At 57.5% G+C, this 15,787-nt stretch carries 16 protein-coding genes; 6 read left to right on the forward strand and 10 right to left on the reverse strand.

The annotated features are described in order from the left end of the window. Positions 1–86 precede the first annotated feature (86 nt). From WH50_RS04905 to WH50_RS04915, 3 genes are all read right to left on the reverse strand, one after another. On the reverse strand, positions 87–1,004 hold the full coding sequence (locus WH50_RS04905; protein WP_243410000.1) for a DNA-3-methyladenine glycosylase family protein: 918 nt from the start codon (positions 1,002–1,004) through the stop codon (positions 87–89). Positions 1,005–1,055: 51 nt separating this feature from the next. Next, positions 1,056–2,189, reverse strand: a complete 1,134-nt coding sequence (gene ada, locus WH50_RS04910) for a bifunctional DNA-binding transcriptional regulator/O6-methylguanine-DNA methyltransferase Ada (protein ID WP_110186309.1) — start codon at positions 2,187–2,189, stop codon at positions 1,056–1,058. 250 nt (positions 2,190–2,439) lie between these two features. Continuing rightward, positions 2,440–2,949 (reverse strand): MarR family winged helix-turn-helix transcriptional regulator, encoded by a 510-nt coding sequence (locus WH50_RS04915; RefSeq protein ID WP_110186310.1) that lies wholly within the window; start codon positions 2,947–2,949, stop codon positions 2,440–2,442. 222 nt (positions 2,950–3,171) lie between these two features. On the opposite strand from WH50_RS04915, the gene WH50_RS04920 reads away from it, so the two are divergent. Then, on the forward strand, positions 3,172–3,489 hold the full coding sequence (locus WH50_RS04920) for a DMT family transporter (protein WP_104152533.1): 318 nt from the start codon (positions 3,172–3,174) through the stop codon (positions 3,487–3,489). A gap of 318 nt (positions 3,490–3,807) precedes the next feature. Next, positions 3,808–4,419: a superoxide dismutase gene (locus WH50_RS04925; RefSeq protein ID WP_110186311.1), complete on the forward strand. Its 612-nt coding sequence runs from the start codon at positions 3,808–3,810 to the stop codon at positions 4,417–4,419. A 69-nt stretch (positions 4,420–4,488) separates the two neighbouring features. On the opposite strand, the gene WH50_RS04930 is transcribed toward WH50_RS04925, so the two are convergent. Both WH50_RS04930 and WH50_RS04935 read right to left on the reverse strand, forming a co-directional pair. Continuing rightward, positions 4,489–6,009, reverse strand: coding sequence for an alkaline phosphatase D family protein (locus WH50_RS04930; protein ID WP_110186328.1), 1,521 nt, complete (start codon positions 6,007–6,009; stop codon positions 4,489–4,491). Between the two features lie 81 nt (positions 6,010–6,090). Further along, positions 6,091–6,708, reverse strand: coding sequence for a YitT family protein (locus tag WH50_RS04935; protein ID WP_412053318.1), 618 nt, complete (start codon positions 6,706–6,708; stop codon positions 6,091–6,093). A gap of 253 nt (positions 6,709–6,961) precedes the next feature. Here WH50_RS04935 and WH50_RS04940 point away from each other — a divergent pair, with 253 nt between their 5' ends. Further along, positions 6,962–7,399: a putative signal transducing protein gene (locus WH50_RS04940; RefSeq protein ID WP_110186313.1), complete on the forward strand. Its 438-nt coding sequence runs from the start codon at positions 6,962–6,964 to the stop codon at positions 7,397–7,399. Here WH50_RS04940 and WH50_RS04945 read toward each other — a convergent pair whose 3' ends face one another. After that, positions 7,400–8,350, reverse strand: coding sequence for a choline sulfate utilization transcriptional regulator (locus WH50_RS04945; RefSeq protein ID WP_110186314.1), 951 nt, complete (start codon positions 8,348–8,350; stop codon positions 7,400–7,402). 112 nt (positions 8,351–8,462) lie between these two features. On the opposite strand from WH50_RS04945, the gene betC reads away from it, so the two are divergent. Together betC and choX are read left to right on the forward strand one after the other, a co-directional pair. Continuing rightward, complete coding sequence (gene betC, locus WH50_RS04950) at positions 8,463–9,989, forward strand: choline-sulfatase (protein ID WP_110186315.1); 1,527 nt, start codon at positions 8,463–8,465, stop codon at positions 9,987–9,989. A gap of 368 nt (positions 9,990–10,357) precedes the next feature. After that, positions 10,358–11,329, forward strand: a complete 972-nt coding sequence (gene choX, locus WH50_RS04955; protein ID WP_110186316.1) for a choline ABC transporter substrate-binding protein — start codon at positions 10,358–10,360, stop codon at positions 11,327–11,329. A 132-nt stretch (positions 11,330–11,461) separates the two neighbouring features. Here the strand turns inward: choX and WH50_RS04960 are convergent, their stop codons facing one another. The 4 genes from WH50_RS04960 to WH50_RS04975 all read right to left on the reverse strand — a co-directional run bounded on the left by WH50_RS04960 (position 11,462) and on the right by WH50_RS04975 (position 14,675). Beyond that, positions 11,462–11,845, reverse strand: a complete 384-nt coding sequence (locus WH50_RS04960) for a hypothetical protein (protein WP_110186317.1) — start codon at positions 11,843–11,845, stop codon at positions 11,462–11,464. An 11-nt stretch (positions 11,846–11,856) separates the two neighbouring features. Then, positions 11,857–12,297: a hypothetical protein gene (locus WH50_RS04965; RefSeq protein ID WP_165838306.1), complete on the reverse strand. Its 441-nt coding sequence runs from the start codon at positions 12,295–12,297 to the stop codon at positions 11,857–11,859. 169 nt (positions 12,298–12,466) lie between these two features. After that, positions 12,467–13,630, reverse strand: a complete 1,164-nt coding sequence (locus WH50_RS04970) for an amidohydrolase (protein ID WP_110186318.1) — start codon at positions 13,628–13,630, stop codon at positions 12,467–12,469. 160 nt (positions 13,631–13,790) lie between these two features. Then, positions 13,791–14,675: an AEC family transporter gene (locus WH50_RS04975; RefSeq protein ID WP_110186319.1), complete on the reverse strand. Its 885-nt coding sequence runs from the start codon at positions 14,673–14,675 to the stop codon at positions 13,791–13,793. Between the two features lie 209 nt (positions 14,676–14,884). Between WH50_RS04975 and WH50_RS04980 the strand changes: the two genes are divergently transcribed. Further along, positions 14,885–15,724, forward strand: a complete 840-nt coding sequence (locus tag WH50_RS04980) for a 2OG-Fe(II) oxygenase family protein (RefSeq protein ID WP_110186320.1) — start codon at positions 14,885–14,887, stop codon at positions 15,722–15,724. Positions 15,725–15,787: the final 63 nt, after the last annotated feature.

Consider the following 15,787-nt stretch of genomic DNA (forward strand, 5'->3'; position numbering starts at 1 on the left):
TATCAGGAAGCCAAAAGCAGTGGCCAATCGGTCACTGCTTCTTTGTTTTGGGATTCTGTTTCTGCTTTTGCGTGCAGGGGTTCAGTTCAATATCCGGCACTGGACTGCTGTGCCCACAGATGGGCGGCCATCAGGGCGCGCCACGGTGAGAAGGCCCGCAGCCACTCTGCCGTTTCCTTATCGGATAATTTTTCCGGACGCTGCAGCAACTGCTGCAGATTGCGCCGTACCGCCACATCGCCGTGCAGCGAACCATCCAGCCAGCCAAAGCCGCGCAACAGCGCATAGCTGACGGTCCAGGGGCCAATTCCTTTCACTGCCAGCAGGCGACTGCTAACCGCTTCAGCCTGCTCAGCCGTGGCCACTGGCTGAGCCAGCAGCGCGACCAGCTCCTCGTTTCTGGCTACACCCAGCAAGGCCACCGCCTTGCTGCGGGAGAATCCCAGCGCCTTCAGTTGCTCCTCATCCATACCGGCCACCGTCTGCGCATCAGGATGGCAATACAACCCTGACGCATGCAGCAGGCTGGCGTGCTGAATCAGCTTACGCCGTACAGCAATGGCCACACTGACGCTGATCTGCTGGCCAATGATGGCCCAGGCAACCGCCTCAAATGCGCTGGCGGATTGCGGTACGCGCAGCCCAGCCTGACGCTGCAGCAATGACCCCACAACAGGATCAGCAGCAAAACGCTGCTCGAAATGCGCCACCGGCTGAGTGAGCCCCAGCATATGCCCGACCCAGGCCTCAAGGGTGCGCTGCCCATCGGCAGACCATGCCGTGTCGGCATCCAGTGTGACGGAGACATTCCGCTCAGTGAAAAACAGGCTCAGGCAGGCAGGTTGCCCCTGCCAGACTACGCCTTTCAGCAGGCTGTCTTCAGTGACATGCTCCGACAACTGATCAGCATCACGACGATGAAAGGCCAGAAAGTCCTGCCGACGAAAGTTCTCCGGCAATGCCATGCAGAGCTGCATCGCAGCACCTTGTTTGTTCGATGTCACCGCCATAGGCACCTGCTTACTGGAAAAATGGAGAGAGGAACTGGCTTGCCGTCAGGGTACATCACTGCCCTGTTGCTCTTGCTGCAGCAGCCGGGCTTTGCGCTCCAGCCCCCAGCGATAGCCGGACAGACTGCCATCATTACGTACAACCCGATGGCAAGGGATGGCCACGGCCAGCATATTGGCCGCACAGGCACTGGCGACCGCACGCACGGCTTTGGGTGAACCGATACGTTGCGCCACTTCGCTGTAACTCAGGGTCTGCCCGACAGGAATCTGCAGCAACGCCTGCCACACCCGCTGCTGAAAAGCCGTGCCGCGAATATCCAGCGGCAAGCTGATGCCGACCGCTGGTTGCTCGACCATGCCGACAACCTGTGCCACCCACTGCTCGAACTCGGCATCGGCACCGATCAGCTCCGCAGCCGGAAACGCTTCCTGCAGCTGCAACAGCAGCCGCTCGGCATCATCTCCCAGCCAGATAGCACACAGGCCCTTGTCACTGCCCGCCACCAGCAGGGCACCCAGCGAACACTGGGCCAGTGCAAAGCGAATCAGAGTATCCTTGCCGCCAGCACGGTAGCGACTGGGCGTCATACCCAGCAGCTGATCAGCACGTTCATAAAATCGACTGCTGGACTGATAACCCGCCTGATAAATGGCATCCGTCACTCTGGCTTCGTCCTGTAATGCAGTTCGCATACGTTCTGCCCGTACCCCGGCGGCAAACTCTCTGGGAGTCAGGCCAGTCAGACGTTTGAACAGACGATGCAGGTAAAACACGCTCAGCCCGACAGTAGCGGCCAGCGTGTCCAGTGAGGGCTCATGTTCTGCCTCCTTGATCAGGCGGCACACTTGCGCCACCTTTTCCATCTGCTGCATATCCAGCGAAGGCTGATCAGGCTTGCAGCGCTTGCAGGGGCGAAAGCCAGCCTGCTCTGCCTGACGGGTAGTCAGGAAAAAATCAACGTTTTCCGCTCTGGCCGTCCGGGCCGCGCAGCTGGGACGACAATAGACGCCGGTCGTTGCCACGCTGTAGTAAAACTGCCCATCGGCCGCTTTATCGCGACTCACTACCTGTTGCCAGCGTGGATCCGCCTCGGTCTGCAAACGTTTTTGCAAGCGACGCTCGGCAGCAGTAGGGGCGGTGACACTGGCGTGAGATTTTTCAGTAGACGCAGACATGGTATTGATCCTCTGGCAAACACCCCTTCAGCCTACGCATAGCAAGAAGGTGACTCACTCCGCGTCTTGCTTTCAAATTCGTTGCTGTTGTTCTGCCGCACGTCAGAACACGTTCACGCTCTCGCAAGCCAGCGCCAGACAAGGCAAAAGCGCCGAGGAAGCGCCGCTTACTCATGATATTACTGGCGATAAAGGATACCTGGCGTTTGCAACGCGATCTGGCTGACGCGCAGCCGATCGTGCACACCTTCTAGCAGCCAGTTGGCTCCTGATTGAGATTAGCCGCCATCCTGGCCAGCAGGCGCTGCAACTGATCATGCTCTTCCTGGGTTATACCGGCCATGCTCTGCTTTTCAACCGCTGCAACGGCAATGACAGCTTCCTCAAGCACATCAATGCCCTTCGCAGCCAACTTCACCAGCTGGCTGCGCCCATCATCAGGGTTCGGCACACGCTCCACCCACTCCTGTGCTTCCAGACGTTTGAGTACTTTGGTCAGGCCGCCAGAGCTGATCAGCATGAAGTAGCACAGTTGGGTTGGGCTGAGCATGTAAGGCTCACCCTGTGAGCGCAGTGCCGCCAGCGCCTCGGCGTCGGCGACCTGCAGCCCCAGTGGAGCAATGGCGTTGGCATAGGCAGCAATCAGTGAGTCGTAGGTACGATAGACCGACCAGACGCCGGGGGCTTTGGCGTGCAGGGCCTGGGGCCAGGATTTCGACACCAGCTCAATGAGCGTTTCGACCGGTGCATGTGTCTTCATCAGGTATCTGTGCTCTCTCTTCTGGTCTCGGACAACTATAAATGGGCAGGCCAATCACCTCATCTGTCATGAGGTTGCAATCTGCAAAGGTTATTTATCTTGCCAGAAAGATAAACTATCGCTAGCATATCTTTCCAGAAAGACAAATTCTCAGGCAGACACCACTCCGGTGTCTTCGGGAAGTCATGGCCCGGCTTACTTTCGCGGGCAGAGGTAGAAAAAATGAATCCCTGGTTCTGTTTGCTGCTGGCCGGTATGGCCGAGGTAGGCTTTACCTATTTCCTCAAAATGTCCGAAGGGCTGACCAGAATATGGCCGACCTTTGGCTTTATCCTGATGGCCGGTCTGAGCTTCACGCTAATGACCAAAGCCATGGCTCACTTACCCCTGAGCACCGTTTATGCTGTCTGGTGTGGCGTCGGCATCGCCGGAACGGCACTGATGAGCATGTTGCTGCTGGGCGAAACCGTTACTCTGCTGAAAGCAGCATGCCTGCTGCTACTGGTCATTTCCGTCGTCGGTTTGAAAGTGCTGGCCTAACCGGCTCAGCGCGATTGCCCTCCCCGCAGGCTGGTTACCAGAACAGGCAACCAGCCTCGAAATCTCGGCATCACCCCGAACCCGACTCGCAATCCGATCAACCTCTTCCTCTCCCTGAGACTTTTTTAAATCTGCAGTTCAGACCTCCACCGTTCGCAATCTGACACCAGCGTGTCGCCTTTCAATTCAAACAGATAAAACAGTTGATAATCATTATTATTAGCGTTAAATACTTCCCTGCCCGGCGGTCAATACCGCCACTGGGTCACCAGTGACCCTCTATTCACTGAGCGATACCTTCGCACGCAGGAGCACAGCATGTCTCATACTCTTCCTTCCTTGCCTTACGCCTACGACGCTCTGGAACCTCATCTTGATGCACGCACCATGGAGATCCACCACTCCAAGCATCATCAGACTTACGTTAATGGTCTGAACACGGCCCTGTCAGACTATCCTGATCTGCAAGCTCTGCCAGTAGAGAAACTGCTGGAAGACATGAATGCCATCCCTGAAGCCATTCGTGGTGCCATCCGTAATCACGGTGGCGGTCATGCCAACCACAGCCTGTTCTGGCTGGTCATGAGCCCTGAAGGGGGTGGTGAGCCCACCGGTGCACTGGGTGATGCCATCACCGCCACCTTTGGCTCTTTTGCCCAGCTGAAGGAAAAGTTCAACGCCGCAGCCACCACCCGTTTCGGTAGCGGTTGGGCATGGCTGGCTGTCGACAAACAGGGCCAGCTGGTCGTCACCAGCACTGCCAACCAGGACTCCGTCATTTCCGACGGCCTGACCCCGATTCTGGGCCTGGATGTCTGGGAACACGCTTACTACCTGCACTATCAGAACCGTCGCCCTGACTACATTCAGGCGTTCTGGAATGTCATCAACTGGAATGAAGTCAGCCAGCGTTTTGCGGCAACCCGCTAAGCAGATTAACGGTTGGCTGAAATAGTCAGGGGCGCAACTGCGCCCCTGACTGTCATTGTGGAACTGCCCTCATTCCCGCCAGTTGATCACTTTACAGATCGGCTCATCCTCATCTTCCTGATACCACTTACACCACAAACGCCCTTTCTGCGCTTCCTCATCAGGTTCGATGGACAGCCAGTTGCGCTGCCCCAGCAGGTAGTTGCCTTTGCGGGTCAGAGGTAGCTGACGTGCACGAATATCTTTCTCCACCAGCTCCTCACGCCCGGCCACGCTTTCCAGCACATACCGCACCAACGCCGGCGGCACCGGATGCACAACACCTGATGAGACCAGCTGATAGAGGGCTTTCCCCTGCTCTCTATGCCGGGCCAGTTGCGACTCAATAACTGCGTATGCCCCCACATGCACATCACCGGACAGCAAGGTAATGCGGCAATGCTTCTCGGTGGCCAGATCAAACAGGCGATGAATGAAACGCAGACGCTCCTGACGATGCGCTTCGCTGCGCCAGTGATCGAGCAGGTCATCTTCCAGCTCCTGCTGACCCGGTAGCGTCTGCAGCAGGCTTTCCAGATAACTGAGATCAAGATAGGCCAGCGGAATACTGGAAAGAATCAGCAAATGCTGGGGTTCAGGCTCGTGGGCGGTCTGTGGCTGCCAGCCTTCAAGCCAGGCGTAGATCTTGTCCCAGCTGTCTGGTGCAATTATCTGCATCGGTTTGGGCTGACGTTCGCTGCGCAGATCCAGCGCCAGAATACTGACGTTCCCCAGACCGGCAAACTGCAGGTTCATAGTGCCGTCAATACTGGCCGGATGAAACTCGTTGCCGCCGTCCTTCAGCTGCTGCTGGAACAGGTGGAAGTAGCGCCTGGCCGCGGCAAAGATCCCCTTGTGCACGTCACTGCCATGCAGCTTTTCAGGATATGACCCCCAGCCGTCCATAATGTCGTGGTCATCCCACATCATGACGGTGGGTACGGCTGCCAGCATCGCTGCAGGCTCCTGCTGCGCCCAGCGCTCGATATACAGCTCGGCAAAAAAGCTGTCGATCTGATTGAGCGCGGCAGTAGCCAGCTTCACTTTCTGACGCTGATCCACCGACTTCTCCAGCCAGCCCTTGAGTGCACTGACCTTGCCCCAGATGCTGTCGGAGTACACCTGATCACCGCCCATCAGCAGCAGGTGATAGCCCTGCTCATCATGCTGGCTCCGCATCCGGCTCCAGTTGGCATTGGGATGCGTGACCGACTTCATCAGCTTGGGGTCAGAGAAACCATTGCAGGACACATAGGCCATCTTCGGCGCCTGCCCGACAGCAGGAATGTGCACAGGATAACGCCTCCCCGCCAGCTCAAACGTCACCACACCACTGCCCGGAGCAGCACTCAGCTCCATGCGCCAGGCACGATATCTGGGATTACTGAAGGGAATATCAGCCAGATGAACGGTATTACCCTGTTGCAGCGGGCTGACGGTCTTGAGAGGGGGAATGTCGTCACCGATATCAGTGACGATCAGTGCAGAGAAGCGCCAGGTGCTGCCAGTACATCCACGAAACTGCAGCACGGGGCCAAGACGAATTGCCATACGGTTCACTCCCTGATCATTGTTGTTACCCGCCATGTCCAGTGCATGGCGTCAGACAGTGTAGATCAGGCAGAGGGAATGTCAGCTCATTCCGGTGTAACGGCCGGGTTTGTGGTTAACGGTTAGTACCAGATTGAGCATCACCGCACCGAGCACTGACAGGGCAATACGCTCCGGTTCAACCACCAGCAGCGACAGCAGGACGATGGTGCAGTCCACCACCATCTGCAGCTTGCCAGCACGCAGGCCGTAACGATCCTGCACGTACAGCGCCAGAATATTGATACCGCCGAGACTGGCCTTATGCCGGAACAGCATCAGGAAACCGGTCCCCATCAGACCGCCACCAAACAGCGTGGCAAACACGCCATTCACATCGGAGAAATGAATCAGATGCGGCAGCACTTCCGTCCAGCCGGAGAGCAGCGCCACCGAGCAGAAGGTTTTCAGGGTGAACTGCCAGCCCATGCGCTTGATGGCCAGATAGTAGAACGGCAGGTTGATAACGAAGAACACCAGACCAAAGCTGTAACCAGACAGGTAGTGCAACAGAAAGGCCAGTCCAGCGGTACCGCCCGTCAGCAGGCCGCAGTTCAGGTACAGATTGGCACCCAGTGCAATAAATACCGTGCCCAGCACAATGGCCAGAATGTCTTCCAGCCAGCTGTGCCTCTCAAAGGCCACGTCGCTCATGATCAGATCTTTCCTCGGAAACTTTTACGGCGGTAGATTATTCGCGCAATTCTCCATTCAAAGAAAAGATCATTCAACAATGATCATGTAAAAAATCGAAATTATTGAGCCTGAACACATCTAGGAAAGAAACTTCCGCAGCAGGCCGTCACCCACTCCGTCGTATGACCCGTTGAAGCGATTTGCACTGGCGGCATTCAATGGCTAAATATTGATCAGGACAGCCGTTATTTACAGGTAAGTACTGACAGGAGGCGCCATGGGCTGGATTACCGTCGCCCGCTACACCTATCCCTACGAGGCCCATATCGCCCGCGGCAAACTGGATAATGCCGGAATCGAAGCCTTCATCGCCGATGAGCACACCATCAGCACTCACTGGATCTACTCTCAGGCATTAGGCGGAGTACGGGTGCAGGTTCAGGAGGAAAGCAAGGATCTTGCGTTAAGGGTCCTGGCCGAAGAAACAAACGTGCAGGATGAATTGCCGGAGCGCACGGAGGCAGACATGAGCTGCCACTGCCCACGTTGCAGTAGCACCGCGCTTGAACCTGCGCTCTATCAGGCCAAAACCACTCAGGTATTGTTTCTGCTGTTCGGCACCACGCCCGGTGAACAGCAGCAGGGGACTCGCTGCCGCAGCTGCGGTTTTTTCTGGGACGAAGCCCTGCCCGCGCAGGCCCATCAGTCTGCCTGATCAGTAAGTCAGGGTGATAGAACCCGATGAGGCAGGTGACTGCGCACTGGCGGCTTCCTGACGAATCCATTGCACAAACGCTTCTATCAGCCGGATGCGGCGCTTACGTTCCGGCAGAATCAGATGATAACCAAAGTGGCTGGAAACACTTTCGGCGGTCAGCCGGGCCAGTAACCCCTGCTCCAGCAGGGTATCCGTCAGATAACGCCAGCCAATGGCAATGCCCCTGCCAGCAATCGCCGCCTGCACCAGCAAGGTGTAGTTGTCAAAGCTCAGCCCGGCCACTGACGGTGCTTCGCGTATACCCCATGCGGCCAGCAACGAATTCCAGGTATACCAGTCGGTATGCACCCCAGGTTGCAGGTGCAGCATCGGCAGACTGGCCAGCTCCGCTGGCGTAAACAGCTTCCCGTTGCGTCCCTCCAGCAGACGCGGACTGCCCAGCGGATAGGCTTCTTCGCTGAACAACAGATGGCTTTCCAGATGACGGAAACGCCCGTCACCAAAGATCACGGCGATATCAATATCAGCCCGCAGCATCGACTTGTTGCGCTCCGACGTGACCAGACTGACATCAATGTCCGGATACAGCTGCTGAAAGCGCGGCAGGCGGGGCACTAACCAGTACGCGGCGAAGGCAAAGTCAGTGGCGATATTGATTACTTCGTGCTGGCTGCCCGCCCGCACCTCATTGATGCCCCGGCGAAACGACTCCAGCCCTTCCTGTGCATGTTCAAGCAGCAGCTGTCCTGCTTCAGTCAGTTCAATACCGCGATAGATACGATCAAACAGCCTCACACCCAGCTCCTTTTCCAGCCGTTTTATCTGCTGGCTGACCGCAGGCTGCGTTGCCCCCAGCTCATTGGCCGCCGCCGTAAAACTGAGCTGGCGGGCAGCCGACTCGAACACAGTCAGCAGATCAAGGGAGCTGAGGCGGAAGTCATCTGGCATAAGTGTGGCTTATCTTAGTTATAGGGTGACAGCCAGTTTACGCCGACTGATACAAATTTGAATATATCCAGAACAGCTCAGTCACCCTTGGATTGACAGGATTCACCAGCAAATGCGTGGAAAACATATCCTCTTCATCATGGCCGATCAGATGGCCGCTCCCATACTGCCAATGCATGGCAAGGCGGCACTGTTCGGCAGCGAAAAGCTGAAAACACCGCATCTTGATGAACTAGCCCGACAAGCAGTGGTATTTGACTCGGCCTACTGCAACAGCCCTCTCTGCGCACCGTCACGCTTTACCCTGATGACCGGGCAGCTGCCTTCCAGAATTGGCGGCTTCGACAATGCTGCTGAACTGGCGGCCGAAACGCCCACCTTCGCCCACTATCTGCGTCGCCTCGGTTACCAGACCGCTCTCTCGGGCAAGATGCATTTCTGTGGCCCGGACCAGCTGCATGGCTTTGAACAGCGCCTGACCAGCGATATCTACCCGGCCGACTTTGGCTGGGCGGTCAACTGGGATGAAGCCGATGTGCGCCCGAGCTGGTATCACAACATGTCTTCGGTGTTGCAGGCTGGCCCCTGCGTACGCACCAATCAGCTGGATTTTGATGAAGAAGTGGTGTTCAGGGCCCGTCAGTACCTGTACGACTATGCCCGCAGCGAACAGCAGCAGCCGTTCTGCCTGACTGTCTCCATGACTCACCCTCACGATCCCTACACCATCGGTAAGGCTTACTGGGATCTGTATGACGATGAAGACATCCCACTGCCCACCGTCACTCTGCCGCAGGATGCTCTGGACCCGCAGTCCCAGCGGCTACTGAAGGTGTATGACCTGTGGGACAAGCCACTGACCACTGAAGCCATTCGCCGGGCCCGCCGCGCCTACTTTGGCGCTATCAGCTACGTTGACCAGCAGATCGGCCATTTGCGTGCCACGCTGGAGGAATGTGGTCTGGCCGATGACACCGTGATCGTATTTTCCGGCGACCACGGTGACATGCTCGGTGAGCGTGGCATGTGGTACAAGATGAGCTGGTACGAGATGTCAGCCCGCGTACCGCTGCTGATCCACTCCCCCCAGCAGTTCGCTGCGGCGCATATCCCTGCCAGCGTCTCGACCATGGATCTGCTGCCCACTCTGGTGGAACTGGCAGGCGGCACGCTGGATCCCCTTTTGCCCTTAGACGGCCAGTCACTGCTGCCACATCTACGCGGTGAAACCGGACATGACCGGGTTGTGGGTGAATACATGGCCGAAGGCACTATCAGCCCGATGATGATGATCCGCCGTGGCCCCTACAAGTTCATCTACTCCGAACAGGATGCCTGCATGCTGTTCGATCTGGTCAATGACCCGCTGGAGCTGAACGATCTGGCGACCCACAGTGACTATCAGGATGTCATGGCGGAGTTTCTACGGGAGGCACGGTCCACCTGGGATATTCCGGCCATCACTGCAGCCGTGCTGGCCAGTCAGCGTCGCCGTCGCTTTGTGGCAGAGGCTCTGAAACTGGGTGAGCTGACCAGCTGGGACCACCAGCCACTGGTCGATGCCAGCCAGCAATATATGCGCAACCATATTGATCTGGATGATCTGGAGCGGCGTGCACGCTATCCGCGCCCTCAGTGAGCCAGCTCGCAGAAAACGCTTTACAGCAGAACTGGATAGAAGACATCGCCCTGGGAGTCTGCCAGCCCTGACCGAACGTGTTAAGGCGGGTCCGGCAGGCTCCTGTCTACCGCAACATAACAATGACTAAGAAGGTGTTCGCGAACAAAAGCCAGACAAGGCACTAGCGCTGAAGAAGCAACGTCTGCGGGCTGCCAACAGGCATTTCCACACATTCTTTCTTCAACGTGGCATAGCCGATGGGCAGCAGAGCGTGAACGCATTCACAGGCGGTACCGAAGAACCTGCTCACACCCTCGTAAGCAGGTCACAGCGCCAGCTTGCTGGCCGCAGTCCCCACTAGAACCGGACGTATTCGAGGCAAAATGATGACTAAGACTTCTCACTCCCGCTCCTGGCTCAGCACCACCCGCACTTCCCTGTTGGCCCGGGCCATGACACTGGCCGCCGCAACACTGATCAGCACTGCCGGTTATGCCGCTGACAAATGCAGCACTGTCAATCTGGCCGATCCGGGCTGGTCCGACAGCAACGTCACGACCACCACAGCCGCCATGCTGCTCAAGTCACTGGGTTATGACGCCAAGATCACCATGCTGTCGGTGCCGGTGAGTTATGAGAGTCTTTCCAATGGTCAGATGGATGCCTTTCTCGGCAACTGGATGCCTGCTCAGCAGAAATTCCACGACAGCTATGTCGCTTCCGGCAAGGTCGAGCAGCTGAGCAAGAATCTGCACGGCACCGAGTTCACGCTGGCCGTCCCCAAATACGTATACGAGCAAGGCATCAAAAGCTTTGCCGATCTGGCCAAGCATGGCGATGAGTTCGATCACAAGATTTACGGCATCGAGCCCGGTGCACCAGCAAACCAGTCCATTCAGACCATGATTGATCACAATGAGTTTGGCCTGAAAGGCTGGACGCTGGTGGAGTCCGGTGAGCAGGCCATGCTGTCAGAAGTGAAACGAGCGGTAAACCGCAAGAAAGGCATCGTCTTCCTCGGCTGGACGCCCCATCCGATGAACGTCAACTTCGAGCTGGCCTACCTGAGCGGCGGGGAGAAATACTTCGGCAGTGCTGGCGATGTCTTCACCCTGACACGCAAGGGCTTCAAGGATAACTGCCCCAACGTCGCTGCGCTGTTAAGCAATCTCAACTTCAGCCTGACCATGGAAAACACCGTCATGACTGATGTGCTGGAAAACGGCACCGCGGCCGACAAGGCCGTCGCCAGCTGGATCAAGGCCAACCCGGCGCAACTGGACAGCTGGCTGAAAGGGGTCACTACCGCCGATGGTGCTGAAGGACTGGCAGCAGCCAAAAAGGCCCTGCTCAACTAGGCAGCTGCACCGTCAGCCAGACGCTATTAGCAAGAGGTTGCCGGCAACAAAAACACAAAACGCCCTGATGAGGGCGTTTTGTGTTGCTGGCGATGCTCAGATGGTGAGCCTGCACTCAGAAGGTCTGCTGAATCAGGGTGCACATTTCACCGGGTCCACCAGATGCTCGGTGGCATTGGAACCACTGAAGGTGGTAATGCTGACCGTCCCCGGCTGCTGCCCTGCCCCGACCTGCTTGATCAGGCCCAGATCCAGCTGACAAGCCGAGGCCAGCGTCTGTGCTTCGATGCACACCGGCCCCTGCCAGATTTGCGGCGATTCTGCATTGTCAGGCTCGTACATATAGACCTGATATTCACCAACCTGCTGCCGGGTGTACGGCACCTTATCGGTGGGGCAATGGGGCCCGTTTATCGACCCGGCAGCACTGGCCGCTTCATCAGCACAGGCACTCAATGCCGTTACCGAGGCCAGTACAAGGCAGGAACACAGCAGCGATTTCACTGGAAGCTTCACGATGTGTCTCCTTACCATTCGCGACAGACGTAGATCACGTTGTCACGATCAGCGGCACCCCAAGACCAGTTGATGGTGGTGTTTTTCTTGGCCACACCTCCCAGACTGCCCCAGTAGGCTGTCGGGTATTTACCATGGCTGAGGGGTCCATCGACGACGATGACGACGTGACCATGAGGATCTGCCTTGAGGCCGCCCAGCACCAGGGCGCCATTGGCGGCACGGCGGCGCGCTTCCAGACCGCTGGCCAGGATTCGCCAGGGCGACCGTTGCATCTGATCAATGATGGAATTGGCCTGACCGGTCAGCTGGATACCGAGGTCAGCAGCGACACTTTTAACAAAGCCGCTGCAGTTGCGGGTGTTGGCATCCCAGTGCTGTTCGCACAGGTCGATGATCGTCTGGGCCTTGCTGTTTACCGTTGCAGCAACGGCAGCTTGGGTGGAGGCCATGAACTTTTCCTTTTCTGGCTGATTTTCCCGAGCAAATACTTCTCATCCTTTGCATTATCCTGCCCCTGCAACCACCACGTCGGGTGACATGCCGGCTGTCAGGGCGGGGGAAAACTATCATGGCCACCTGCTGGCAACAAGCGTAAAAAATGTTCACGCCGAGGGGGTCCTAGTCTCCCTGCAAGCCGTTGATCTGACGAATCAGACTGAGAAACAGCGCATTGCCGATGGGCAGCAACGCATCAGGGAAGTCATAGTCCGGGTTATGCAGCTGCGGGCTGCGCTCCCCTGCCCCGAGGGCGAACATGGCGCCATTCTTTGCGACTTCGGTGAAAATGCCGAAATCTTCGGACCAGCGATACCCCTTGTCAGCGACTTCCACCTCAATGCCATTACGATGGCAGGCCGCCACGACCTGAGCCGCGCCCTCTTCTGAATTCACGCTGGCGCGGAATACATCCTGCCACTCCAGCGCCCATTCCAGCCCATCACGTTCGGCTTCCTCCGCCGCCAGCCGGGAGGCCGCTTCGACCAGAAAGTTCATGGCGTCATTGGTTTCGGTGCGTAGCGTGGCCATCAGCACGGCATCGCCCGGTGACGTACCAAAGGCCACCTCGCCGAGCAGGGCATGAATGATGGTAACGCGGTTGAAGCCTTCCAGCTGCTGCGGCAAGGCACTCAAGGACTGAATCAGCCGCGCCAGCGCCAGCGCCGGGCTGCGGCCATTTTCAGGATGGGCGGCGTGAGAGGTTTTGCCGGTCAGGCGGATAATCATGCCGCGCGAAGCGCAATTGAAGCTGCCAGCCTTGACCACCACTTTACCCAGTGGCAAGCCGGGCACGTTGTGCAGGGCGAAGGCATAATCCGGCAGCAATGAGGCAAAGTCCGGGTCCTGCACCATGCTGACCGCACCGGCACCGGTTTCTTCGGCTGGCTGGAACGCCAGTATGACCCGGCCTTTGATTGGCCGCTGGCGGCTCAGGGTGGCACCCAGGCTGGCAACCATGGTCATGTGTCCATCATGGCCACATAAATGAGCAACTCCCGGTATGCAGGACTGATGCTGGCACTGGCCCTTTTCCTGAATCGGCAGAGCATCCAGCTCACCGCGGATCAGCGTCGTCGGCCCCGGCTCCGCACCGTTGAAAACAAAGGCCATGCCTGTACCCGGCTGGCCATCCACCTTGCCAAGGCCAGTGTGCACCTCATCAGCCTGCCAGGGCCGGAACAGCGCCAGTATCCGCTGTGCAGTAGCGGCTTCTTCTCCGGACAGCTCAGGCTGCTGATGCAGTTCACGGCGCAGGCCGGTCCAATAGGCATGATCAAAAGACATTAGGCGCTCCTTCCAGACGATGTGGCCACTAGCAGCTGTCAGGCTTGACGGATGACAAGCTGAAAAAGCCCGACAGGCAGCCAGTCTAGCGATATTGAGCAGCAGCGCCCATCGCCTGCACTATTGGCTTGGGCCGTTATTACTTATCAGTGAGTGACAGTTACAACAGCACCACACTGAGCCCCATCACCGTCAGCAACGACAGCACCGTTGAACACATGATGACAGCAGCAATCTCATCTTTCGGACCCTGATACTGACTGGCCAGAATATAGGTGATAACCGCCACCGGCATGGTGCCCTGAATAACCAGCGTTTTGGCAACCAGCGGGTCAAGACTGAGCAGCCAGGCCACGGCGTAGGCCACCGTTACACCCAGCACCACCCGCGCTACCGACAGGCCACCGATAACGGACAGATTGCTCATGCTTTTGAAATCGATGGAGGCGAGCGAGCGCCCGAGCAGCAGCAACATGATTGGCAGGGTCATCCCCGACAGCATGGTCAGGGTGCCGAGCACAGCCTTGGGCGTGGCAATGCCGGTTGCTGTCCACAATACGCCGATCACCAGCGCGATGATGGAAGGGTTAAGCAGAATTTTCTTCGGTGAGAACGAGCCTGACATCAGCCACACCCCAAGGGTGAAATGACTGACCTGCACCAGCGTGGAAATCACCACCGCATGCACCAGCGATTTTTCCCCCAGCAGCGCAAACACCAGCGGGATACCGAGGTTGCCGGTATTGGGGTTAACCAGCAGTGACAGATACCAGCGTATCTCCAGCCCCGCCAGCTTGAGACCCACCGCCGCCACCGCCGCACTCAGCGCCAGAAACAGCACTGCTGCTGCGACCGTGTGGGTCATGGTCAGCAGGCCGGTGTCCATCTTGGCAAAGGCGCTGAGGATCAGACAGGGCAAACCGATGCGCGTTACCAGCTCAGGCAGTGCCGGGTTATTCAGCAGCGTGGTCTTGCGGCTCATCATCCAGCCCAGACAGGCGCAAACGATGACGGGAAACACCGCCTGAAAGAATTCGAGAAGCATGAATGCGATTCCTTAGTTGGCTAAATCAGCTGAGCAAATGAACAATTTGACCGTCTGGACAGATTTTAACGAGGTGCCATAATGGCTGCATTGTGACCAGACCACGGTCACGTCTTCCCTGACTTTCAGGTACCGGCAATCACTGCCCTGCAGATGCTCAGCAGCTGGGGCGCACCACCGATACCTCCCAAAAGAGTGTTCCAACGCCAATGAAACTGACTGCCGTTGATTATCAGGCGCCCAATGCCGCCGAGCTGTTTGTCGAATCCTTGCGCTCAACTGGCTTTGGGGTGCTGAAAAACCATCCCATCAAGCAGGAACTGGTCGAATCCATCTATCGCCACTGGCATGCGTTCTTCTACAGTGACGAGAAAAACCAGTACCTGTACCACAAGGGCACTCAGGATGGCTTCTTCCCTGCCAGCGTGTCAGAGACCGCCAAGGGCTTCTCCATCAAGGACATCAAGGAATACTTCCACTTCTATCCCTGGGGCCAGTGCCCGGAGCCGCTGCGTGCCGAGCTGGAAGACTACTACCAGCAAGCCACGAGCCTTGCTTCGGAGTTGCTGAGCTGGGTAGAAAAGCACTCCCCCGTCGAGGTTTCCTCACTCTATTCAGAGCCTCTGTCAGGCATGATTCAGGGCAGTAACCAGACCCTGCTGCGCGTCCTGCACTATCCGCCACTGAAAGGTGACGAAGAGCCAGGTGCTATCCGTGCTGCCGCCCATGAAGACATCAACCTGCTGACCATCCTGCCTGCCGCCAATGAGCCCGGCCTGCAGGTCAAAGGCACTGCCGATGAGTGGATTGATGTCCCCAGCGACTTCGGCAACCTGATCATCAATATCGGCGACATGCTGCAGGAAGCATCGGGTGGCTACTTCCCGTCCACTTCCCACCGGGTCATCAACCCGGAAGGGGCAGACATGACCAAATCACGTATTTCCCTGCCGCTGTTCCTGCATCCCCGTCCTGATGTGGTGCTGTCCAAGCGCCATACGGCAGGCAGCTATCTGCAGGAGCGTCTGCGTGAGTTGGGTGTGATTTAATCCCGCCTCACTTGCTGCTGCGGTCTGCCAGAGACCGCAGCTCGCTTTCCGCTTTCCGCTTTC

Source organism: Pokkaliibacter plantistimulans (assembly GCF_003194385.1).
GTDB classification, from domain to species: Bacteria; Pseudomonadota; Gammaproteobacteria; order Pseudomonadales; family Balneatricaceae; genus Pokkaliibacter; species Pokkaliibacter plantistimulans.